The organism is Halanaerobium saccharolyticum (assembly GCF_004362045.1).
GTDB lineage: Bacteria > Bacillota > Halanaerobiia > Halanaerobiales > Halanaerobiaceae > Halanaerobium > Halanaerobium saccharolyticum_C.
Window position 1 is genome coordinate 179,082 of record NZ_SNWX01000003.1, and the last position, 21,749, is coordinate 200,830.

Genomic DNA, 21,749 nt, shown 5'->3' on the forward strand with positions numbered 1-21,749 from the left:
GGTGGTAAAATGATAGAGTTAAACAATAATTATCATCAGATTGCTCAATATAAATTAAATAATCAGCAGCAAATCCAGGCTCAAAATAAAATAAATTCTTCTAAAAAAAGCGAAGAAAAACTGGAAAAAGTTGCTGAGGAGTTCAGTTCAATATTTATTGAAAAGATGTTTTCAGCCATGAAAAAAACCCTCTCAGATGAAAAAATGATTGATGGTGGCTATGCAGAGGATGTCTTTTCTGATATGCTGTATAGAGAATACAGTCAGATGGCCGGAAAACAGGGAATGCTGACTGAACTTAATCAGGCTCTGGTTGAGCAGTTAAAAAATTCCTGATTTATTATAAACATAGTGTAAAAGTTAGTGTAAAATAATATTTTGACAATATAATCTAACTGATGTATAATGATATACAATTAGAAAAGCTAATAGAGATTAGCTTAGAAATTAGATGAGACTAGTAAAAACAAAAAGGAGAGATGAGTTGAGATGAGAATTAGTACAAAAGATCTAGCACAGGCGGCTTTGTTGGTAGCGATAGGATTTATTTTACATGCCTTTTTCCCACCAATTGTAATGGGGATGAAACCTGATTTTGCTTTAGCGATGATGTTTATTTTATTGATCATTAAACAGGATTTTAAATTAGGTTTTCTTGTAGCAGTATCTACTGGAATTTTTACTGCTCTTACTACAGGTTTTCCTGGAGGACAGGTGGCAAATATGGTTGATAAACTATTAACTTTTCTGATAGTTTATCCTTTGATTCCAATTATAGTTAAACTGCCATCCAGAAGATTATCTACAGGAATTATAACAGCATTTGGTACAATGTTAAGTGGAGGAATCTTCCTCGGAACAGCTGCTTTGTTAGTTGGTTTACCCGGACCATTTACTGTTTTATTTTCTACAGTAGTAATCCCGGCAGCAGTTGTTAATACCATAACAGCAGTTATAGTCTTTAGTGTAGTTGATTTTGCAATGGATGTGGAAGTAGAAGGTACTGAAAACGAAGCTGTATAATTTTGATTTTATTTAACCTCTCATTTTTTGGGAGGTTATTTTTTTGTCTTTTTAATGAAATTTTAATCAGATTTTAGTTGCATACTCAACTAAAATCTGATATTATGTTACCAAGATAGTTGAGTCTGCAACTAAATTTCAGAGAGGTGAAAGAATGAGAATTGATGCTCCAATTGGAAAATGGATTGCTAAATTGTATAAAGATCATGATCAATTTGTTGATAATTTGCTGGCGGATTATAATTTAAATCACAGTGAAGGAAATTTACTTGTTTATTTATACAAAGATGGAGATGGGATTAGTCAAAACAAACTAAAGGAAAATTTAGCAGTAGACAAAGCTACAATTTCGAGGGCCATCTATTCACTAATTGAAAAAGATTATTTAAAGAAAAGAAAATCTCCAGAAGACGGTAGAGTTAATTTAATTTATTTAAGTGAAAAAGCAGAGGCTGTCAAAGAAGAAATAAATGATATTTATCAGCAGTGGTTTCAAATTTTTATTGATAAAATAGGAGAAAAAGAAGCTAAAAGAGTACTTGATAATTTAAAAAAGATGTATCAGATTGTTAAAAATAGAGACAATTAGTTATCATTAATTTCGGGTACTGCAAAAATTGGAGGATAATAAAATGGAAAAGATATTAAAACACAATAAATTAATAATCACTGTAATTTTTTTAATAACCTTATTTTTTTTATTTCAGCTGCCTGATCTAGAAATAAATAATGATATTGAAGTTTTTCTGCCTGATAATAATCCGGTTAAAATGAGTAATAATCAGTTAAAAGATATTTTTGGAGCAAGTGAAGGGCTGGTAACCGCAGTTAAGTTTGATCAGGGATCAATATTTGAAACTAAAAACCTTAAAGTTATTAAAAATTTAACAGCAGAAATCGAAAAGCTAAAAAATGTTGAGGAAGTTCGTTCTCTCACTAATGTAGATTATATTGAAGGTACAGCGGAAGGAATGATTGTTGAACCACTGGTTAAAGATTTACCCCGGAGTGAAAGTGAAATAATCAATTTAAAAGAAAAAGTTTTAAGTTGGGATCTTTATCAGAACAATCTTTATTCTAAAGATTTTAAGTCAACACAGCTTTTAATAACTCTCAGTAAAAAATTAAGTGCAGATGAAGAAAGCAGAGTGTTTTATCAGGTAAAAAAAATTGTAGATAGTTATCAGGATCAGGGAGTTGAAACTTATATTTCTGGGTCTACAGCAGTGAATGTCTTAATGGGAGATCATATGATTCAGGATATACGATTTTTGATCCCAATTATAACATTTGTTTTAATTTTGACCTTATATCTATTTTTTCAAAAAATATTACCTGTCTTATTGGTTATGTTAACAGTAAGTATCAGCACCATCTGGGCTGTTGGGTTAATGGCCTATCTTGGTATAAATTTGACTCTTGTTTCGACAGTGATCCCGGTTCTTTTACTGGCGGTTGGCAGTGCTTATGGAATTCATATTTTAAGTCACTATTATGATGGTCTGGCAGAATTAGATAAGGATTTTACAGCGGAAAAAAATAAAGAAATTATTATTTCCACAATTAATCATCTGGGAAAACCAGTTTTTTTAGCTGCCCTAACTACTTTTGTTGGTTTTGGTTCTCTTGCTTCCAGCAAGATAGTTCCAATCAAAACTTTTGGTATCTTTACGGCAATTGGTATTATAGCTGCTTTTTTAATGGCTCTATTTTTAATCCCATCTTTACTGATGCTAAATAGATTATCTAAAAAAAATAATAATTTCAATAAATTGAATCATTTTGAATCATTAATTTTTAGTCTTCATAATTTTTATAGTAAAAGACGAATTACAATTATTATAACTGCTGTATTAATTGTTATAATTTCTGTTATGGGTTTTAATAAAATAGTTGTTGATACACCTTTGATTGAAATGTTTAAAGAAAGTAGTGAAATAAGACAGGCAGATAATTTTATTAATAATAATTTTGCTGGCACAAATATTATGAAGGTTTTAATAGAAGGAGAAGAGAGAGGGAGTCTAAATAATCCGAAAATTTTAACTGAAATGGATAACTTACAGCAAAATTTAGAAAGTGATTTTGTTTCAGTAGGGAAGGCTACATCTATTAGTGATTATATTAAAAGAATGAACCAGGTGCTGCATTATCCAGCAGCCAATACAAAATCGCAGACCGGAAATAAGGGCAGTACAAATGATGATACTGCTGAGGACACTTCATCCTTTTACCAGGGTGACAGCTCCGAAGATAATGAGGATAATAATGAAAAGACAACTTCTTCTTTTTATAAAAGCTCAGACTCAAGTTCGAAAGCAGGTTCAAGTTTTTATCAGGAAAATGAAGAAGAAAGTCAGAATCAAATTCAAAAACAAATAATTGAAGGGCCTGATAAAGAGAAAAAGATTTCTGAATTAAAATTTATAAAACTATTAAGCAGTGCTATTGCAAGAGGGGAGAAGTTAAACTTAACAGCTGCCGAAATGGTTGAACTTTTAAAAGTAGAAATGAATTATAATGGGGCAGCATATTATGAAATTCCAAATGATTTAAAAAAATATGGAGCTGAATCAATGGAGGATTTAAGCAATTTAATTTCCCAATATTTACTTCTTTATTCCGGGAGTGTTGATGATTTAATCAATAATCAGTTGGAACCAGATAAAGCACAGATGCTGGTTCAAATTAAAGATCCCAGTAATATAACAGCTTTTAAAATAAAAAAGAAAATAGATAATTACAGCAGCCAGAACTTTCCTGAAGGCTATAAAACAACTGTTTCCGGATATGCAACAATGGCTCTGGAAGCAAATAGATTAATTGTAGGCAGTCAGATAAGAAGTATTGCAATTTCCTTTTTGATAGTATTTATTATCGTAGCTTTATCATTTAAATCAATTATTGCTGGTATATATGGAATTATACCGCTGGCATTTTCCCTGATTATCAATTTTGGTTTAATGGGTCACTTTGGAATTAAATTAGATGTTGGAACAGCAATGGTTGCTTCAATCGCAATCGGGATTGGGGTAGACTATACTATTCATTTTCTGCACAGTTATCATCAAAATAGATTGAAAAATGAGGACTTACATCAGGTAACAAGAGATACTTTAGCTTCTACAGGTAAGGCAATTATCTTTAATGCAATTTCTGTAGCAGCAGGGTTTTTGGTGCTTTTATTTTCGAACTTTTATCCTCTTGTTTATCTGGGATTATTAGTAGCAGTAACTATGTTTACATCTTCACTTGCTTCAATGACAATTTTACCACTATTATTAAATCTATTTAAACCAAAGTTTATTAAAAAATAAAGTTAAATAATAAGAGGAGGAATTAAAAATGAGAAAAATATTAGATTATCGATACACCTTAGTTTTATTAACTGTTTTGATGGTTTTTACAGTTTCATTCTCAGCTACAGCCATTAATGGGCGTGAGGTAATGGAGAGAGTAGAAGATAGAAAGAGTGGAGAAACTCAGCATGCTCTGCTCGGGATGGATCTCATTGATCAGGAAGGTAATGTCAGAGCAAGAGTTGTAGAAATCTGGTCTCAGGAAAATAAAAATAATTTAAGGGAAAGTGTAATGGTTTTTCATGAGCCAGCGTCCATTGAAGGGACTCGTTTTTTACAGATAGAAAATAAAAATTCAGATGATGATCAGTGGATCTATTTACCTGATTTAGGAAGAGTTCGAAGGATTGCTGGGGGTCAGGGTAGTGATTCCTTTATGGGAACAGATTTTACCTATGATGATTTAAAATCTAGAGATATTAATGATTTTAAATATGAATTGCTGCGGGAAGAAAAATTTAATGGTTACCAGACCTATGTAGTAGAGGCAGTACCAAAAAACCCAGCAGCTGAACAGTATGCAAAAACAATTTCCTGGGTCACAAAAAAACATTATATTCCAATTAAATTGGAAATGTATGATAAAGAAAGCCAGAAACTGTATAAAGTGATGACAGTTAATAGTGAGATCCAAAAAATTGATGGGATCTGGACTGCATTTTCTGCCACAATGGAAAATTTAGAAACAGGTCACAGTACGCGCTTATATATTCAGCAGCGCGGTGGTAATTATCTGCTGGAATATAATAAGAATATTGATGACAGCAGGTTTACTCAACAGTTCCTTAGAACGGGAAGATAAATTTCGGTCTCATCAGTTAAACAAAGAAAGAGATAAAATACTATCTAATAGGGAAGTGATATAATGTTAAAAAATAAAGCTAAGTTGATTATATTAGCAGCCGCAGTTGTCCTTTTAATTGGCAGTGCTTCTGCTGCTGCCCAGGGAGGTATGAGTTTTTATGAGAAGCAGGAAGAAACTGAAACAGAAATTAGTGGTGAACTTAATCCCCAGTTTCGAATATTTTCGGAGGGAGAGATCAATGAAAACTTAGACGGCAATCTTGATATTTCCTATCCCGGTCAGACTCATGCTTTTAAGTCCTTATTGGATTTTCAACCCGGGGCTGTTAAGGAAATAGAATTTAAAGAACTCTATTATAAGTATTATGGAGCTAAATATAATTTTTTGATTGGTAAAAATATTGTTATCTGGGGTAAAGGAGATCAGCTGCATGTTGTTGATAATTTGAATGCAGAAGATCTGAGTGATTTTATAAATCCTGATTACAAAGAGCGACAAATTGGAGAAGAAATGATTAAAATTGATCGTTACTTCCGGGGAGGAAACGCAAATTTAGAGTTTGTTTATACACCTGATTTTACTCCCAATCGTCTGCCAGAAGATCCAGATAGTCCTTTAGGCAGCTGGATTATTAATCCATTTTCCAGACAAATGAGTCTGCCCGAGTTAGAAAGAGCTACTGGTTTAAGTACAACTGAGATTATTAATCAGGTAAAGGAATCTGCAGCAGATGAGGAAAACCAATTTGCTCTCCGCTATACTGGCACCCGGGGTGGAACCGATTATGGTTTTAGTTATTATAATGGATATTTACGAGAGCCCAGTTATGATAAAGCAGCTCTTATGGCAGAATTTAAAGACTTTAAGGCAGGTAGTTCCAGTTTTGACTCTGTTTTAGAAGCTGCTGATCTGCAGTATAATGAAGTTGGTGTTTTTGGTTTTGAGCTGGCTCGAGTAATTGCTGATATTAACAGCCGGTTTGAACTGGCTTACTACAGAACCGATGATACTGAGGGCAGTGATCCAGCAGTTAGGAATAACAAAATAGCCTGGGTAATTGGTGGTGATCGCGATCTTCCTATCAGCAACCTTAATTTAAATCTGCAGTTTATAGGAGAGAAAATACTGGATGATGATCAGATAGGAAATAATATAGCCTCTATAAATGGAAAGCGAACTAATATTGATCTGCAGTATAATGAAGATGGAGATTATACTACAAATAGAGCTGTCCTGAAATTAGAAGATAGTTATCAAAACAAAAAGATTATTCCCCAGCTCACCTGGGTTTATAACTTAAGTGAACACGATTATACTCTGGAAGCAGCAGTTGATTATGAGCTAAAACAGGATTTAGTTCTAACAGTATCTCATAAAATTTTTAGCGGTGATCGAGATACTACTTTTGGTCAATTTGAAGACAATGACTATTCAGCTTTTACTTTAAGTTATAGTTTTTAACGATGAGGCTTAGCCATTATAAAATATAAGGTTAGGCTAAAATTTATCCTTAGGCAGAGGAATTTTAGCCTAACAGGATTTAATCAACAAACATTATTAATAAAGCAATTTTCAAAATTGTAAAGCAGTTGACATTTTAGTACTCTCTGGATATAATAGTTTTGTGAACTTTTTACAAATAATTTTTAGGAAGCTGAATAGCAGGAGGTGAACAATAAATGGCTCATGTAATTTCCGATGGTTGTATTATGTGTGGCGCCTGTGCGCCAGAATGCCCTGTAGATTGTATCAGTGAAGGAGATACCCAGTATGAAATCGATGCTGATGACTGCATCGATTGTGCAGCTTGTGTATCAGTTTGTCCGGTAGATGTTATCAGCCAGGCATAAGTTTATAAATTTTTGAAAAAACCGGGGTATTTTCTCCGGTCTTTTTCATTTTAAAATGTCAGATTTTTAAATTTTATTCAAAAAAGAAGCTAGAAATTAAGCAGGATTTAAAGTTATTTTAGAGAAGTATATTTATATTAAGAGAAGTATAATTAATATCAATCAATTAAAGTGTTAACCATTATTGTTAATACATAAATAAGTCTTTATCACTAAATTAAGGAGATGAGCTTTGAATGCAGGAACTTAAAAAAATTGATCCGGAAATAGCAGCTATTATTGCAGAAGAAGAAAAAAGACAGGCTCAAAACATTGAATTAATCGCTTCAGAAAACTTTGTTAGTTCTGCTGTAATGGAGGCAGCTGGTTCAGCCCTGACCAACAAATATGCAGAAGGTTATCCTCACAAAAGATATTATGGAGGCTGTGAGGTGGTTGATAAGGCAGAAGAACTGGCCATTAAAAGGGCCAAAGAATTATTTGGTGCTGAACATGCTAATGTCCAGCCCCATTCTGGTTCCCAGGCAAATCAGGCGGTTTATTTTTCTCAGGTACCCCAGGGAGGAACGATTTTGGCAATGGATTTAACTCATGGGGGCCATTTAACTCACGGCAGCCCGGTTAATATGTCAGGTACATATTATAATTTTGTCCATTATGGAGTAACTAAAGAAAAAGAAATTATTGACTATGATCAGGTAAGAGCCCTGGCCGAAGAACACCAGCCGGATTTGATTGTTGCTGGAGCCAGTGCCTATCCGAGGGTAATCAACTTTAAAACATTTAAAGAAATTGCTGATTCGGTTGGAGCTTTATTTATGGTAGATATGGCCCATATTGCCGGTCTGGTAGCCGCTGATTTACATCCTAATCCTGTTGAAGCAGCAGATTTTGTGACAACAACAACTCATAAAACATTAAGAGGAACCAGAGGTGGAATGATTCTCTGCAAAGAAAAATATGCCAGAGCTATTGATAAGGCCATTTTCCCGGGGCTGCAGGGAGGACCACTAATGCATATTATTGCTGCCAAAGCTGTTTCATTTAAAGAAGCTCTAACAGATGAATTTATGGAATATCAGCAGCAGATTATTGATAATGCTTATACTCTGGCCGAGGCATTAAAAAGTTATGGTATGCGGCTTGTGTCTGGGGGAACGGATAATCATATGATGCTTGTTGATTTAAATAATATGGAGATAACTGGGAAGGAAGCAGAGGAAGCTCTAGATAAAGTGGGAATTACAGTTAATAAAAACACAATTCCTTTTGAGACTAAAAGCCCGTTTGTAACAAGTGGGATTAGAATTGGAACACCAGCTGTTACCACAAGAGGGATGAAAGAAAAAGACATGAAAAAAATTGCTGAGTTTATTTTTGAAGCCTTAAAGAATCTTGAAAATGAAGCAGCACTTAAAGAAATGAAAAATGAGGTTCATGCTTTTTCTGCTCAGTTTATGGAGTAAATTTTAGATAGGCTAATATTTAATTGGGCCGGGGGAACCCGGCTATTTTTTTAGAATATAAGAAAAAGGTGATATAATGGATGTTAAAATGATTGTCTTTGACCTGGATGGAACTTTATTGGATGCAGAACATCAGCTGCAGGAAAAAACTATTGAGGCAGTTAAAATGATAAGAGAAAAAGGAATTAGAACCCTGGTAGCAACAGGTAGAATGTACTGTTCTGCTAAACCTCATACTGATCAACTGGGGATTGTGGATCCCATAATAACCTATAATGGTGCTCTGGTAGTTGACCCCAAAAATCAAGAGCAGATTTTTCATGCTCCTATTCCTTTAGAGATTGCTAAAAAAATTACAAAAATGGTAGTTAAGAATGACTATCATCTGCAGCTTTATATTGATGATCAGTTATATGTAGCTGAAGAAAATGAATTTACTGACAGGTATGAAGAAATTTCTGGAATCAAAGCTAATGCCGTGGGTAATCTGGATCAATTTTTGAGTGCTGAACCAACAAAGATGCTGATAATTGAAGAGGATAAAGATAAGCAGCTTGAAATTAATCACTTTTTAGAAAATAATTTCAAAAATGAAATTGAACTTTCTTCTTCCTATCCCTCTTTTATTGAAATTACAAAAAAGGATATGTCTAAGGCAGTACCAATTAAAAAATTAGCAGCAGATTTCAATATTAAACCAGAAGAAGTTATGATTTTTGGAGATGGTTTAAATGATCTGACAATGATTGAATGGGCAGGTCGGGGTATTGCAATGCAGAATGCTCACCCGGAACTGCTGGAACAGGCTGATGATACAGCCTCCAATCATGATGATCTTGGTATAGCTAGATATTTAAAAAAATATTTTGACCTTGATCTCGATCTGGATAATTTAAAATAGCTGAGAAAGCACTCAGAATTATGCATTTATAAGCTATTTATGTTATAATCAAAGATAGTGGTTGAGTTAAATATTTAATGAAAATTGGAGGGGTTGACTTGGAAATTTTTTCGATTTTAAAATCTACATTTAAAGATTTCTATGAAGATTTATTTAAACTTGTGCTGCTCAGTGTAGCCTGGTTTGTTATTAGTTCTGTTTTATTATTTGCTGTTTTTATTGGCTTACAGAGCGGCTGGTATTTAATTATTTTATTACCACTTATCTTTTTAGGTCCGGTATTTTTAACATCACTGTATGGTGTTAATGAGATTTTGGAAGAAGGAAGGGTTGCTTTTAAATCACTCTTTGCTTATTTTAAAAATAATTTCTGGCGTGGGTTTTTAGTTTTCTTGATTTCAGTTATTTTATATATAATTTTTGTAGTAGATTTGCGTTTCTTTTTATTAAAGGGACAGGAGAACATCTGGCTTTTAGCCTTTGCTTTTTTATTTGCCTATTTATTAATTTATTTTTCAATTTATCAGGCTTATTTGTGGGGACTGTTGATTATTCAGGGAGATAGACCGCTTAAGGATATCTTTAAAAATGCAGTTATTCTCAGTCTGGATAATATAATATTTTCTCTGCTCTGGTTTCTGGCAATTTTCCTGTTAACTGTGATTTTAATTGTGATTGGTATTGGTCTTCCGGCTGGATTTATTGGGATCATTGGCTTATTGATTATTCAGGGTACTAAAGAAGTGCTGGAAAAATATTAAAATATAATTATCTATAAATTTTGTGAAAGGGGAATAGTAATGAAAGAATATTATTTAGGACTGGATCTTGGTGGAACAAAAATTTTAACCGGTCTTGCCGATAGTGAGGGAAAGATTATTACAAGAGCTCGCAGAGATACTGAAGCTAATCTGGGAGAAGATAAAATAATAGAAAACATGATAGCAACAATAGAAGCTGTACTTAAAAAAGCAGATGTTGACCGAGATGAGGTTAGAACACTGGGGATTGGCAGTCCGGGACCACTTGATGCCAAAAAGGGAATTATCATCGAGAATGCTAATTTACCCTGGAAAAATGTTCCTTTAGTTGAGAAAATTGAGTCAGCTCTGGGAATTAAAACTCTCTTAAAAAATGATGCTAATGCGGCTGCACTGGGGGAAAAATGGTTTGGTGCCGGTAAAAGTGTTGATAATATGGTTTACATAACTATTTCCACTGGTATTGGTGGTGGAGCAATTATTAACAGGGAACTGTTTAGCGGGATTAATGATAATGCCTGTGAGGTAGGTCATACAGTAATTGATCCTGATGGTCCACTCTGTGGTTGTGGAAATCACGGCTGTCTGGAGGCTTTTTCTTCCGGGACTTCTATTGGTAAGAGAGCGCGAGAGGCTGCAGCAGCTGGGCAGAGTAAAGAAATGCTGGAGCTGGCAGATAATATTATTGAGGATATAGATGCAGTTATCTGTGCCCAGGCTGCCTATCAGGGTGATCAGGCAGCTAAGGAAATTTTTGAAAATGCCGGTTATCACCTGGGTATTGGTTTAGGTAATGTTGTAAATACTTTTAATACTGAGATGATAATTCTTGGTGGGGGAGTAATGAAGGCTTCAGATCTATTTTTAGAGACGGCGATTAAAACTATGGAAGATATAGCGCTGGCTGGCTCTTTAGAAATGGTTACAGTAAAAGAAGCTGAGCTTGGTTCTGATATTGGTTTAATGGGTGCTATAGCTGTGGCAATGGAAGACAGGTTGAAAAAAAATGATTGATGAAGATAAAGTATTAGTGCTTGATATTTTCAACCGCTTTGATCTGGAAATTAAAGCCGGTCGTTCTGGTATTAAAAGAGAGGTTAAAGTAAGCGATATTAAGAGACCGGGGATTGAACTGGCCGGTTTCTGGAAGCACTTTGTACCGGAGCGGGTTAATTTAATTGGAAGAACCGAGCTTTCTTTTCTACGGGGACTTGATGAGCAGATCCTGCAGGAAAGAATCGAAGAGTATGTAGACTACAATCCAGTCTGCATCATAGTTGCCCGGGGAGAACATATTCCTGATTATCTGCTGGAAAGAGCAAATCAGAAAGGGATTCCTGTTCTTTCGACAGAAATTTCTACAACCAGATTTAGCAGTATGCTTTTAAACTATCTGGAAGAAAAATTGGCGCCGGTCAAGGTTATTCATGGAGTTCTGGTAGATATCTATGGAATAGGAGTCTTAATTAAAGGCCAGAGTGGAATCGGTAAAAGTGAGACAGCAATAGAGCTGGTTAAAAGAGGCCACCGTCTGGTTGCTGATGATATAATTGAAATCAAAAAAATAGGTGAGCTGCGTTTAAGTGGTACAGCACCTAACAATTCTCGTTATTTTCTGGAGATGCGCGGTATTGGCATAATTAATGTTAAAACTTTATTTGGAGCCGGGGCAGTAAAACACGAATCTCCAATTAATCTTGCAATTAAATTGGAAAGATGGAAAGATGGAGAAGAATATGAAAGACTTGGTATTGACAGCCGTAAAACAGCAATTATGGATTTAGAAATTGATGAAATTGTAATTCCAGTAAAACCAGGTAGAAATCTGGCTTTAGTGTTGGAAGTGGCAGCCATGAATTATAGAATGAAAACAATGGGCTATAATGCTGCAGTTGATTTTACAGAGAATATAATGAATAGATAGAGAATGATTTTAGTAGAGGTGTGAAAATGGCTTTAAAAAAAATAAAAAACAAAAGGCAAAAACTAGTGATTCTATTTATTATCTGTCTTTTTATTTTACCTGCAGCTGCCAGTGCAAAAAATTATAGAGTGATTTTTAATCACCTTGATGGAATTGGTGACGATTATGGGCCTGGAAATTATGATTATCCCCAGTATCATATCTTCCAGAATAAAGGACATTTATTTGATCTGAGGTCGATGACGATCTATGAAGCTGAAGCTGAATATAAAATTCGCTTTGCATTTACTAATTTAACTGATCCCTGGGGAGCTAAGTATGGATTTTCATTACCTTTAATCGAAATTTATATTGATCATCAAAATGGTGGCAGTAGTCAACTTTTTCAGGAGGGAGCTAATGTCAGATTTAAAGAAGATTTTAAGTGGAATAAATTAATAAAAATAAGCGGCTGGTGGGTCAGGTTATTTAATCCGGACAGTAAACAGGAAAATTTATTGAATATTAACGAGTTATCACTCAGTAATCCGGTTTCAAATGGAGATCTTAGTCTGCGGAGAAAAGATAATAATCTATTTTTAAAAATACCGAAAAGTGTGATTGATTCTCTGCAGCAAAGTAAAATCATTGTAATGGTAGGCAGTTTTGATCCTTTTGGCTATGATCATTTTCGTTCAATATCCAAAAGCAGAAGCTCCTGGCAGGTATATTCGAAAAGCAATATTTCAAATTCAAAGTCTACCAGAGTTCTGGATCTTTTGGTCCCTGGAGGTCGAAGTCAAAAAAAAATATTGAGGGGTGAGTTACCAGCCCTGCCGTATTTAAAAATTGGAAATGAACGGCCCGCCAGACAGCCGACTCTTGTAGATCAGCTGCAGCCATTAAATAAAATTTCTTTATCAATACTTTTTCTTTACATATTGATTCTAATTTTTGTGCTTTATAAATTTAATTATAATAAATAACTTTGAACTTTTAAATTTGAACTTTTAAAGAGGTGAGATAATGACAGCAGAGCCAATGAAATATGCCAGAGAGATATTAAAAAAAGTATCCCGCAGTTTTGCTCTGACAATTCCAATGTTAGATGACGAGATTAAAGATGAAATTCTTCTGACCTATCTCCAGGATAGAATTTTAGATAATTTTGAGGATGAAATTCATCCACCTGATCTTAAACTGCAGCAGGAAATGATGGACCGAGTCAGCAGAATCTTTTCTACCGCAGAATATGATCGCAGTTCTGATTTTGCAATTATTAAAGAAAAGAGCAGCTTAATAGAAAAAGATTCACTGCGGGAATTAACTGAGAATATTGATTTGATCTACAGGAGTTATCAAAGTTTTGAACCTGAGATTCAGGATATTTCTCATAAATGGCTGCAGGAAATGAATCAGGGTATGCAGAAATATTTAAGCAAAAAGGTAGAAACTTTTTCAGAACTGGATGAATACTGTTATTATGTTGCCGGTACAGTCGGAGGATTTTTGACTGAAACTATTATTTATAAATTTGAAATTGAAGCTCAGAATAAAAAAAGATTAATGGATAATTTTAACCAGGCAGGTTTATTTTTACAGAAAGTTAATTTGATTAGAGATATTAGAGAAGATTTAGAGAGCAGAGATAAACATTTCTGGCCTTTAAAAGATTTAGGAATTAGTGAAAAAGAACTTATTGATCCCAGTTATAAAAAGCAGGCTCTTGCTGCTTTAGAAAAAATGCTGGCCGATTTAAAAACTCATATTCCAGCTTTAAGGAAATATTATCAGGCTCTGCCGGCTGAACTTAAAGGTTATAAAAAGTTTTTTGCTGTTAATAATGCTCTGGGACTGGCTACTATGGAGAAGCTGAAAAACAATCCTGATGTATTTTATGGGAACAAACCGGTCAAAACCTCTAAATTAACATTTTTAAATATAATAAGGGCTCCGGAAAAATATTTACTGGAGCAGATAAATAAATATTAAATTTATAAAGTAGAGATTTTCTTTTAGAAAGGAGAATAATTTCAGATGGATTTTTTACTTATTACGGGCATGTCAGGAGCAGGAAAGTCTCTGGCCTTAAATTATTTTGAAGATAGAGGTTATTTTTGTGTGGATAATTTACCGCCGGCTTTAATTTCAAAGTTTGCAGAATTATGTCTCCAGTCAGATTTAGATAAAATTGCTCTGGTCAGTGATATTAGGGGACGAGAGTTTTTTAATGAACTTTTTGAGGAACTTGCAAAAATAGAAAAAATGAACTTAAATTACAATATTCTTTTTCTGGAAGCTTCAGATGATGTTTTAATCAGAAGATATAAGGAGAGTAGAAGACGCCATCCACTTGATGAAGAGGGAAGAATATTGGATGCTATTGAGCGAGAAAGAAAATTATTAGAAGAACTGCGGGGAAGGGCAACTAAAATTATTGACACGGGAGAATTAAAAATTTCAGAGCTGCAGCAAGAACTAAATCAATCTTTTTTTGCGGAAGAGGATAAAAATTTACTGCATTTAAGTTTGATTTCCTTTGGCTTTAAGTATGGTATACCCCGGGATGCTGATTTAGTAATGGATGTTCGTTTTTTACCAAACCCTCATTATGTAGAATCTTTAAGAGAAAAAACAGGCAATGACCAGGTAGTTCAAGATTATGTATTGAAGTGGCCGATAACTGATAAATTTTATGATAAATTTTTTGATTTAATAGATTTCTTACTGCCTGAATATAAAAAAGAAGGTAAGAGTCATTTATCTATTGCTATTGGCTGTACTGGTGGTAAGCACCGCTCAGTTACAACGGTCAATAAGCTGGCAGAATTTTTATCAGACAAAGAATTTAACATTAATCTGGAACACCGAGATATCGAAAAGTAAAAGTTTTATATGAGTATTAAAAAGCAATTACTAGAAGGAAGTGTAATTATGAACCTGCCAAAATGGTTTTTTCCAGGTTTGGGTGTTAAAAGATGGTTTTTGGTAATGATATTTGCCTTTATTTTAATTAGTCTGGGAATTACCCCTTTGTTTGGTTTTGATTTGAGTGTTTATGTAGCTAATAATTTATTAGCTATCTTGAGCAATATCTTTGGAAATCAGGCAGGATTTATTCTCAAATTTACTGCGGTGATAATGATTTTAAGTGGTATTACTTTAACTTATTATTCTTTAGTCAAGATCAGGTTAGAGTTTAATACCCATATTACTCCACATGGAGAAATACTTGATCTATTATATGAAAAAAGAAGATCTAACAGAGGTCCGGAAATAGTGGCTTTTGGTGGTGGAACAGGTCTCTCGAATCTTCTGCGGGGCCTAAAAACAAATAGTGATAATCTGACAGCAGTCGTCACAGTGGCGGATGATGGCGGCAGTTCAGGTCGGTTGAGAGATGAAATGGGGATTTTACCTCCCGGTGATATTCGAAACTGTCTGGTAGCTCTTGCTGACAGAGAACCGCTAATGGAAAAACTATTTCAGCACCGCTTTGAAGCAGAAGGGGGACTGGAAGGTCACAGCTTTGGCAATTTATATATTGCAGCGATGACTGAAGTGCTGGGTGATTTTGAAGAAGCTGTTAGAGCTTCCAGCAAAGTGCTGGCAATTAGGGGTAAAGTTTTACCAGCTACAAATGAAGATATCAAACTGGGAGCAGTTTATCATGATCAGGAAGAAAGAATAGGGGAATCGGCTATCCCGGTTTATAATAAGGAGATCAATAGAGTCTTTCTGTATCCGGAAAATGCGAGTACTACCCCTGAAGTAAGAGAATCCATCAAAAAAGCAGATGTAATTGTTATTGGTCCCGGCAGTCTTTATACCAGTATTTTACCGAATCTGCTGGTTAAAGGAATTGCAGCAGAAATCAAAAAAAGTGAGGCTCTGAAACTATATATATGTAATGTTATGACCCAGCCAGGAGAAACAGATGGCTATACTGCTGCTGATCATGCTCAGGCAATAATAGACCACTGTGGTAGTGGAGTTTTTGATTACATTATTGTTAATAATCGACAGGGAACTGAAGAACTGCGCCAGAAATATGAGGCTGAAGGAGCTTATTCGGTTCAAATAGATCATCAGCGTTTACAGGATCTGGATCTTAAAATAATTGAAGCAGATCTTTTAAAAAAAGACAGCTATTTACGTCATGATCCTCAGGCACTGGCAGAGTTGATTTATGATTTAAATAAAAAATATAACTAAAATAGATTAATAATATAAAAACAATTTTTAAGTTTAAACAACAATTATAGATTTTAAAGGTGATAAAAATGTCTTTTACTGATCAGGTCAAAGAAGAGTTAACACATAAAGATAAATTTGATTATCAGGAACAGCTGGCTGAACTTTCCGCCTTAATTAGAATAGATGGTTCAATTCAGATTTCAAATAAACATCTGGCTGTTAAAGTAACACTTTACCATGGAAATCTGGCCCGCAGAATTTATTCCTTAATAAAGGAGCGTTTTGGCTTTAGTATTGAAATCAGGGTTAGACAGGATAGAAGATTCAACTTAAGCCACAGCTATGATATTATTGTAACTCCTCAGCCGGGTGTTAGAGAATTTTTGCTTGAGCTCGGGTTTTTAACTCCAGATAATAATCTGGTTTTTCATATTAAAGAAGAATATTTAGCTTCCCGCAAATTATCTCAGGCATATTTACGGGGCTTATTTTTAGGAGGTGGATCTGTTAACAGTCCTCAGAGCGAATATCATTTAGAATTTCGCTGTGAACGGGAGAGTGTGGCGGAAGATTTAAAAGTTTTACTTGCTAAATTTGACTTAGAAGCTCATCAAACTGAGCATAAGGGTTATCAGGTGATTTACTTTAAGAGTTATGCTGAAGTAGTCAAAGTACTGAACATTATTGGAGCCCATCAGGCAATGCTAAAAATGGAAAATGATCATATTGTCAAGGAGCTAAAAAATGATGTTAACCGTCGGGTTAATTTTGAGACAGCAAATCTGGAAAAATCAGTTTCAGCTGCTATGGATCAGCTGGAATATATAGATATTATAGAAAGAAAAGAAGGACTGGAAACATTAAGTCCCGGACTGCAGGAAATAGCGGAACTTCGCAGAGCCAATCCTTATGCATCATTAAAGGAATTGGGAGATATTCTGGACCTCAGCAAATCAGGGGTAAATCATCGTCTGCGAAGAATTAAAAAGATTGCTGAAGATTTAACTTGAAATTATTTCAAAAGATGATATAATATAATTTGGAAGTTGACAAAAATATATCAAACTTGCTGCTGATTTAAAGATCAGCTTTGTTTTTGGCTGTATCGGGACAATTTTGTTCCATTTGGACAAAAACGTTCCAGCTCGGAGGTTAAACATGAATAAACTGTTTAAAATTCAGCAAAAAATTGTACCGGAAATTGTTAAGACAGCCCAGCAAAGATACAACATTTTACGTGGTATTTATTACAATCAGCCTATTGGCAGAAGAGCTCTGGCCAGGATACTTGGTCTCAGCGAAAGAACGATCCGCAATGATCTGGAGTTTTTTGAGAAAAATGCTTTGATAACTATTACCCCTGCAGGTACTCAGATAACTAGAATTGGAGAGGAATTTCTGATAGAATTAGATGAGTATATAAAAGAGTTAAGAGATATCAGTCATCTGGAAAAAAGGCTGGAGAATATTCTGGGGATAGAAAAAGTAAAACTGGTTAACGGGGCTGTTCCGGCCGGAGATTTAAAAGCAGAAATTGGACGTATGGCTTCACAGCTTTTACAGCAGGAGATAAAAAATGGAGATATACTTGCTGTTACAGGAGGGACGACTCTGGCCCAGGTGGCAGCTGAGATGAGCTACAGTGCAGAATCTCGAGATGTAACAGTAGTTCCTGGACGAGGTGGTCTGAGTGAAGATGTCGAAATTCAGGCCAATACAATTGCTGCCAAGATTGCTAAAAAACTTGGAGGCAGTTATCATCTGCTGCATATTCCGGACAATATGGCTGAAGAAAATATTTATCATATAACAAAAGAACCAACAATTAAGAAAACTTTAGAAATTTTAAAAAGAGCCAATATTTTAATCCACGGAGTTGGAACTGCTGCAGATATGGCAGGACGCCGGGGAATGGATGAGCAGGAGATAGAAGATCTCATTAAGGCAGGAGCAGTTGGAGAAGCCTTTGGCTTTTATTTCAACTCTCAGGGTGAGATAATTTATTCTACTACAAGTGTTGGCTTAAACCTGGATGACCTGCAGGCAATAAATAAAGTGATTGTGGTTGCAGGTGGAGAAAATAAAGCAGAAGCAATAATTTCTGCAGTGTCTCCTAAATACCAGGATATTTTAATTACTGATGAAATTACAGCCCGAAAAATTATCTCTCTTAAAGGAGGTGAGGCCGAAGACAGGCTGGCAAATTAAAATCAGCAGGTTATAAACTTTCAAATTTTTTAAGTCTTTGTTTAATAAATTAATTTGTAAATGATTCATCAATTATAAGGAGGAATTAATAATGAAAAAAGTAGCAATTAATGGTTTTGGAAGAATTGGTAGAGGTTACTTAAGATTAGTAGAAAAAAGAGGAGAAGACATTGAAATCGTTGCAATTAATGATTTAGTAGATGTTGAAAACTTAGCTTACTTATTAAAGTATGATTCTGTACACGGCCGTTTTGATGGTACAGTAGAAATAGAAGCTGGTAACTTAGTAGTTAATGGTAAAACAATTAAAGTATCTGCCATTAAAGATCCTAAAGAATTACCATGGGGCGAGTATGATATTGATGTTGTAATCGAATCAACAGGTGTATTCCGCAAAAAAGATCAGTTAATGCAGCATATTGAAGCTGGTGCGAAGAAAGTTCTTTTAACTGTACCTGCTAAAGATAAAATTGATAACACTATTGTACTTGGTGTTAATGATGATGATCTTTCCGATGATGACTTAATTGTTTCCAATGCATCCTGTACAACAAACTGTCTGGCACCTTTAGCTAAGGCCTTAAATGATGAGTTTGGAATTGAAAAAGGTCTAATCACTACAGTTCACGGTTATACTACAAGTCAGGCTATCCTGGATATGCCAGCTGGGAAAACAAGAAGAGGTAGAGCTGCTGCTGAGAATATTATTCCTACAACTACAGGTGCTGCTATTGCAACAACTAAAGTACTGCCTGAGTTAGATGGTAAAATTGACGGAATGGCTATTCGTGTTCCAGTACCTGATGGATCCTGTGTAGATGGAGTATTTACTCTAGAAAAAGACGTAACAGTTGAAGAAGTAAATGCAATGTTTAAAGAAAAAGCAGAAGGAGACATGAAGGGGATTATTGGTTATACAGAAGATGAATTAGTTTCCAGAGACATTATGGGCCAGTTCGAATCTTCTATGATTGATGCTCAATCTACTATGGTTATTAACGGTAACATGGTTAAAGTTATCTCCTGGTATGACAATGAGTTAAGTTATGCAAATAGAGTTGTAGATTTATCATTAAAGCTGTAATTTAAATATAAAATTATTTCAGGGTAGGGCTTATTAGCCTGCCCTGAAATTTTCTCAATAAATTTTTAACTTATTTTTAGAGATAGATATTTAGCTTTAAGCTTATTTTCAAAAAATTAGTAATAGCTAATTAATAACGGAGGTATAAAAATGAAAAAAACACTTAAAGATATGGACTTTAAAGGAAAGAAAGTCCTGGTAAGAGTTGATTTTAATGTTCCTCTTAAAGATGGTGTTGTTGGTGATAAAACAAGAATTAGAGCTGCTCTACCAACAATTGAATACTTAATCAAAGAAGATGCAAAAGTGCTGCTGATTTCTCATCTTGGTCGTCCAGGTGGAGAGCCTAAAGATGATTTAAAAATGGATCCAGTTGCTAAAGCACTGGCTAACTTATTAAACAAAGAAGTAAAAAAAGCTGATGACTGTATCGGTGAAGAAGTAAAAAAAGCTGCTGACAGTTTAGAAAATGGAGAGGTAATGTTATTAGAAAACAGTCGTTTCCATGCTGGAGAAAAGAAAAATGATCCAGAATTTGCAAAAGAATTAGCTTCACTTGCTGATCTTTATGTAAATGATGCCTTTGGTGCTGCCCATCGAGCTCATGCAACAACAGTTGGTGTCACAGATTATTTGCCAGCTGCTGCAGGTTTCTTAATGCAGAGAGAATTAAATGCCTTAGGTGAAGTTATGGAAAATCCCGAAAGTCCTTTTGTGGCAATTATGGGTGGAGCCAAGGTTTCTGATAAAATTGATGTAATTAAAAACTTAATCACCAAAGTTGATAAACTAATTGTTGCCGGTGGAATTGCCAATACCTTCCTGCTTGCCAAAGGTTATGAAGTTGGAGATTCTCTGGTAGAAGCTGACAAAGTTGATCTGGCTAAAGAATTAATGACAGAAGCAGAAGAAAAGGGAGTTGAGATTGTACTTCCGATTGATGTTGTAATTGCTGATGATTTTTCCAATGATGCAAATACAAAAACTGTTTCTGTTGAAGAAGTTCCTGCTGGCTGGCAGATTTTAGACTGCGGCGGCCCTCAGAGCTTAGAAAAATATAAAGAAATTATTAAAAATGCTAAAACAGTTATCTGGAATGGGCCATTAGGAGTCTTCGAAATGGAGAAATTTGCTAAGGGAACTGTTGAATTAGCAAAGGCATTAGCTGAATCAGATGCACATTCTGTAATCGGTGGTGGAGATTCTGCTGCAGCAATTAATGAGGCTGGTGTAGCTGATAAGATGAGTCATATTTCTACCGGTGGTGGAGCTTCCCTGATGTTCTTTGAAGGTAAAGAGCTTCCCGGTGTAGCTGCACTTGACGATGTTGAATAATTTCAAATTCAATCATTACTTAATTTATATTGAATAAATTCGAATCTAAATTTTTGTTGTTCAGGCAAAATTTGAGGAGGAATATTAATGCGTAAACCATTTATCTGTGGAAACTGGAAAATGAATAAAAATGTTAAAGAAGCGGAAGCAATGATTACTGCTTTAAAACCTAAAGTTACAAATGTAGATAATGTCGAAATGGGTATCTGTCCAACAGCTCTCTGTCTAACAACAGTTAAGGAAGCTGCTCAGGATAGTGACCTTGTGACAGGTGCTGAAAATATTTACTGGAAAGATTCCGGTGCTTATACCGGCGAAATTTCTGCTAAGATGCTGGCTGATAGTGATATAGAATATACTATCGTCGGCCATTCAGAAAGAAGAGAAATTTTCGGTGAAAGTGATTATGAGGTAAATAAAAAAGTTTTATCTGCCCTGGAACATGGTGTGAAGCCAATTGTCTGTGTAGGTGAAACTTTAGAAGAAAGAAAAGCTGAACAAATAGAAGCAAAGGTTAACTTCCAGGTTGATTCTGCTCTGGCAGGATTAAGTGAGGAAGAAGCTGCAGCTGTAGTAATTGCTTATGAACCTATCTGGGCAATTGGTACAGGTGAGACTGCTTCTGCTGAGGAAGCTAATCGTGTAATTGGAATTATTAGAGACAATATCAGAAAAAAATATCCTGAGGCTGCTGATAAGATCAGGATTCAATATGGCGGTAGTGTTAAACCTCATAATGTAGAAGAAATTATGGCTCAGCCAGAAATTGATGGTGCTTTAGTTGGTGGAGCCAGCTTAGAAGCAGATTCTTTTTCTGAGATTATTTTAAAAACTGCCGAAATCTATAAGTAAATAAG

At 34.8% G+C, this 21,749-nt stretch carries 21 protein-coding genes; all 21 read left to right on the top strand.

What is annotated here, in order from left to right; translation table 11 throughout:
* The first annotated feature begins 9 nt into the window (after window positions 1-9).
* The 21 genes from DFR79_RS03520 to tpiA all read left to right on the top strand — a co-directional run bounded on the left by DFR79_RS03520 (window position 10) and on the right by tpiA (window position 21,744).
* A complete protein-coding gene (locus tag DFR79_RS03520; RefSeq protein ID WP_243727698.1) occupies window positions 10-336 on the top strand; it encodes a rod-binding protein in 327 nt (108 codons plus the stop codon).
* 153 nt (window positions 337-489) lie between these two features.
* Window positions 490-1,023 carry a tryptophan transporter gene (locus DFR79_RS03525; RefSeq protein ID WP_243727699.1) on the top strand — a complete coding sequence of 178 codons (534 nt, stop codon included), beginning with the start codon at window positions 490-492 and terminating at the stop codon, window positions 1,021-1,023.
* 154 nt (window positions 1,024-1,177) lie between these two features.
* Entirely contained in the window at window positions 1,178-1,612 is a 435-nt protein-coding gene (locus DFR79_RS03530; RefSeq protein WP_133514124.1) for a MarR family winged helix-turn-helix transcriptional regulator, read from the top strand.
* Window positions 1,613-1,655: 43 nt separating this feature from the next.
* Complete coding sequence (locus tag DFR79_RS03535; protein ID WP_133514125.1) at window positions 1,656-4,340, top strand: efflux RND transporter permease subunit; 2,685 nt, start codon at window positions 1,656-1,658, stop codon at window positions 4,338-4,340.
* 28 nt (window positions 4,341-4,368) lie between these two features.
* Window positions 4,369-5,184: an outer membrane lipoprotein-sorting protein gene (locus DFR79_RS03540; protein WP_133514126.1), complete on the top strand. Its 816-nt coding sequence runs from the start codon at window positions 4,369-4,371 to the stop codon at window positions 5,182-5,184.
* Between the two features lie 63 nt (window positions 5,185-5,247).
* Entirely contained in the window at window positions 5,248-6,648 is a 1,401-nt protein-coding gene (locus DFR79_RS03545; protein ID WP_133514127.1) for a DUF1302 family protein, read from the top strand.
* 218 nt (window positions 6,649-6,866) lie between these two features.
* Window positions 6,867-7,037 (top strand): DUF362 domain-containing protein, encoded by a 171-nt coding sequence (locus DFR79_RS03550; protein WP_111571979.1) that lies wholly within the window; start codon window positions 6,867-6,869, stop codon window positions 7,035-7,037.
* A 236-nt stretch (window positions 7,038-7,273) separates the two neighbouring features.
* Window positions 7,274-8,503 (top strand): serine hydroxymethyltransferase, encoded by a 1,230-nt coding sequence (glyA, locus tag DFR79_RS03555; protein ID WP_133514128.1) that lies wholly within the window; start codon window positions 7,274-7,276, stop codon window positions 8,501-8,503.
* 76 nt (window positions 8,504-8,579) lie between these two features.
* Window positions 8,580-9,404: a Cof-type HAD-IIB family hydrolase gene (locus tag DFR79_RS03560; protein ID WP_133514129.1), complete on the top strand. Its 825-nt coding sequence runs from the start codon at window positions 8,580-8,582 to the stop codon at window positions 9,402-9,404.
* Between the two features lie 98 nt (window positions 9,405-9,502).
* Entirely contained in the window at window positions 9,503-10,165 is a 663-nt protein-coding gene (locus DFR79_RS03565) for a hypothetical protein (protein ID WP_133514130.1), read from the top strand.
* 39 nt (window positions 10,166-10,204) lie between these two features.
* The gene (locus DFR79_RS03570) at window positions 10,205-11,179 is read left to right on the top strand and encodes an ROK family protein (protein WP_133514131.1); all 975 of its coding nucleotides are present in this window, start codon (window positions 10,205-10,207) and stop codon (window positions 11,177-11,179) included.
* Window positions 11,172-12,089 carry an HPr(Ser) kinase/phosphatase gene (gene hprK / locus DFR79_RS03575; protein ID WP_133514132.1) on the top strand — a complete coding sequence of 306 codons (918 nt, stop codon included), beginning with the start codon at window positions 11,172-11,174 and terminating at the stop codon, window positions 12,087-12,089. Before DFR79_RS03570 ends, hprK begins: the two co-directional genes overlap by 8 nt.
* Window positions 12,090-12,115: 26 nt before the next feature.
* Complete coding sequence (locus DFR79_RS03580) at window positions 12,116-13,054, top strand: glucodextranase DOMON-like domain-containing protein (RefSeq protein WP_133514133.1); 939 nt, start codon at window positions 12,116-12,118, stop codon at window positions 13,052-13,054.
* A gap of 40 nt (window positions 13,055-13,094) precedes the next feature.
* The gene (locus DFR79_RS03585) at window positions 13,095-14,060 is read left to right on the top strand and encodes a squalene/phytoene synthase family protein (protein WP_133514134.1); all 966 of its coding nucleotides are present in this window, start codon (window positions 13,095-13,097) and stop codon (window positions 14,058-14,060) included.
* 45 nt (window positions 14,061-14,105) lie between these two features.
* Window positions 14,106-14,954: an RNase adapter RapZ gene (gene rapZ, locus DFR79_RS03590; RefSeq protein WP_133514135.1), complete on the top strand. Its 849-nt coding sequence runs from the start codon at window positions 14,106-14,108 to the stop codon at window positions 14,952-14,954.
* A 48-nt stretch (window positions 14,955-15,002) separates the two neighbouring features.
* Window positions 15,003-16,283: a gluconeogenesis factor YvcK family protein gene (locus tag DFR79_RS03595; RefSeq protein ID WP_133514136.1), complete on the top strand. Its 1,281-nt coding sequence runs from the start codon at window positions 15,003-15,005 to the stop codon at window positions 16,281-16,283.
* Between the two features lie 68 nt (window positions 16,284-16,351).
* Complete coding sequence (gene whiA / locus DFR79_RS03600) at window positions 16,352-17,275, top strand: DNA-binding protein WhiA (protein ID WP_133514137.1); 924 nt, start codon at window positions 16,352-16,354, stop codon at window positions 17,273-17,275.
* A gap of 148 nt (window positions 17,276-17,423) precedes the next feature.
* Window positions 17,424-18,473, top strand: coding sequence for a sugar-binding transcriptional regulator (locus tag DFR79_RS03605; protein WP_133514138.1), 1,050 nt, complete (start codon window positions 17,424-17,426; stop codon window positions 18,471-18,473).
* Between the two features lie 91 nt (window positions 18,474-18,564).
* Window positions 18,565-19,557: a type I glyceraldehyde-3-phosphate dehydrogenase gene (gap, locus tag DFR79_RS03610; RefSeq protein ID WP_133514139.1), complete on the top strand. Its 993-nt coding sequence runs from the start codon at window positions 18,565-18,567 to the stop codon at window positions 19,555-19,557.
* Window positions 19,558-19,707: 150 nt separating this feature from the next.
* Window positions 19,708-20,892 (top strand): phosphoglycerate kinase, encoded by a 1,185-nt coding sequence (locus tag DFR79_RS03615; protein ID WP_133514140.1) that lies wholly within the window; start codon window positions 19,708-19,710, stop codon window positions 20,890-20,892.
* An 87-nt stretch (window positions 20,893-20,979) separates the two neighbouring features.
* On the top strand, window positions 20,980-21,744 hold the full coding sequence (tpiA, locus tag DFR79_RS03620; RefSeq protein ID WP_133514141.1) for a triose-phosphate isomerase: 765 nt from the start codon (window positions 20,980-20,982) through the stop codon (window positions 21,742-21,744).
* Window positions 21,745-21,749: the final 5 nt, after the last annotated feature.

Bases quoted from the DNA above. Each gene is read 5' to 3' on its own strand.
- DFR79_RS03520 (WP_243727698.1), top strand. From the start codon at position 10: ATGATAGAGTTAAACAATAATTATCATCAGATTGCTCAATATAAATTA.
- DFR79_RS03525 (WP_243727699.1), top strand. From the start codon at position 490: ATGAGAATTAGTACAAAAGATCTAGCACAGGCGGCTTTGTTGGTAGCG.
- DFR79_RS03530 (WP_133514124.1), top strand. From the start codon at position 1,178: ATGAGAATTGATGCTCCAATTGGAAAATGGATTGCTAAATTGTATAAA.
- DFR79_RS03535 (WP_133514125.1), top strand. From the start codon at position 1,656: ATGGAAAAGATATTAAAACACAATAAATTAATAATCACTGTAATTTTT.
- DFR79_RS03540 (WP_133514126.1), top strand. From the start codon at position 4,369: ATGAGAAAAATATTAGATTATCGATACACCTTAGTTTTATTAACTGTT.
- DFR79_RS03545 (WP_133514127.1), top strand. From the start codon at position 5,248: ATGTTAAAAAATAAAGCTAAGTTGATTATATTAGCAGCCGCAGTTGTC.
- DFR79_RS03550 (WP_111571979.1), top strand. From the start codon at position 6,867: ATGGCTCATGTAATTTCCGATGGTTGTATTATGTGTGGCGCCTGTGCG.
- glyA (WP_133514128.1), top strand. From the start codon at position 7,274: ATGCAGGAACTTAAAAAAATTGATCCGGAAATAGCAGCTATTATTGCA.
- DFR79_RS03560 (WP_133514129.1), top strand. From the start codon at position 8,580: ATGGATGTTAAAATGATTGTCTTTGACCTGGATGGAACTTTATTGGAT.
- DFR79_RS03570 (WP_133514131.1), top strand. From the start codon at position 10,205: ATGAAAGAATATTATTTAGGACTGGATCTTGGTGGAACAAAAATTTTA.
- hprK (WP_133514132.1), top strand. From the start codon at position 11,172: ATGATTGATGAAGATAAAGTATTAGTGCTTGATATTTTCAACCGCTTT.
- DFR79_RS03580 (WP_133514133.1), top strand. From the start codon at position 12,116: ATGGCTTTAAAAAAAATAAAAAACAAAAGGCAAAAACTAGTGATTCTA.
- DFR79_RS03585 (WP_133514134.1), top strand. From the start codon at position 13,095: ATGACAGCAGAGCCAATGAAATATGCCAGAGAGATATTAAAAAAAGTA.
- rapZ (WP_133514135.1), top strand. From the start codon at position 14,106: ATGGATTTTTTACTTATTACGGGCATGTCAGGAGCAGGAAAGTCTCTG.
- DFR79_RS03595 (WP_133514136.1), top strand. From the start codon at position 15,003: ATGAACCTGCCAAAATGGTTTTTTCCAGGTTTGGGTGTTAAAAGATGG.
- whiA (WP_133514137.1), top strand. From the start codon at position 16,352: ATGTCTTTTACTGATCAGGTCAAAGAAGAGTTAACACATAAAGATAAA.
- DFR79_RS03605 (WP_133514138.1), top strand. From the start codon at position 17,424: ATGAATAAACTGTTTAAAATTCAGCAAAAAATTGTACCGGAAATTGTT.
- gap (WP_133514139.1), top strand. From the start codon at position 18,565: ATGAAAAAAGTAGCAATTAATGGTTTTGGAAGAATTGGTAGAGGTTAC.
- DFR79_RS03615 (WP_133514140.1), top strand. From the start codon at position 19,708: ATGAAAAAAACACTTAAAGATATGGACTTTAAAGGAAAGAAAGTCCTG.
- tpiA (WP_133514141.1), top strand. From the start codon at position 20,980: ATGCGTAAACCATTTATCTGTGGAAACTGGAAAATGAATAAAAATGTT.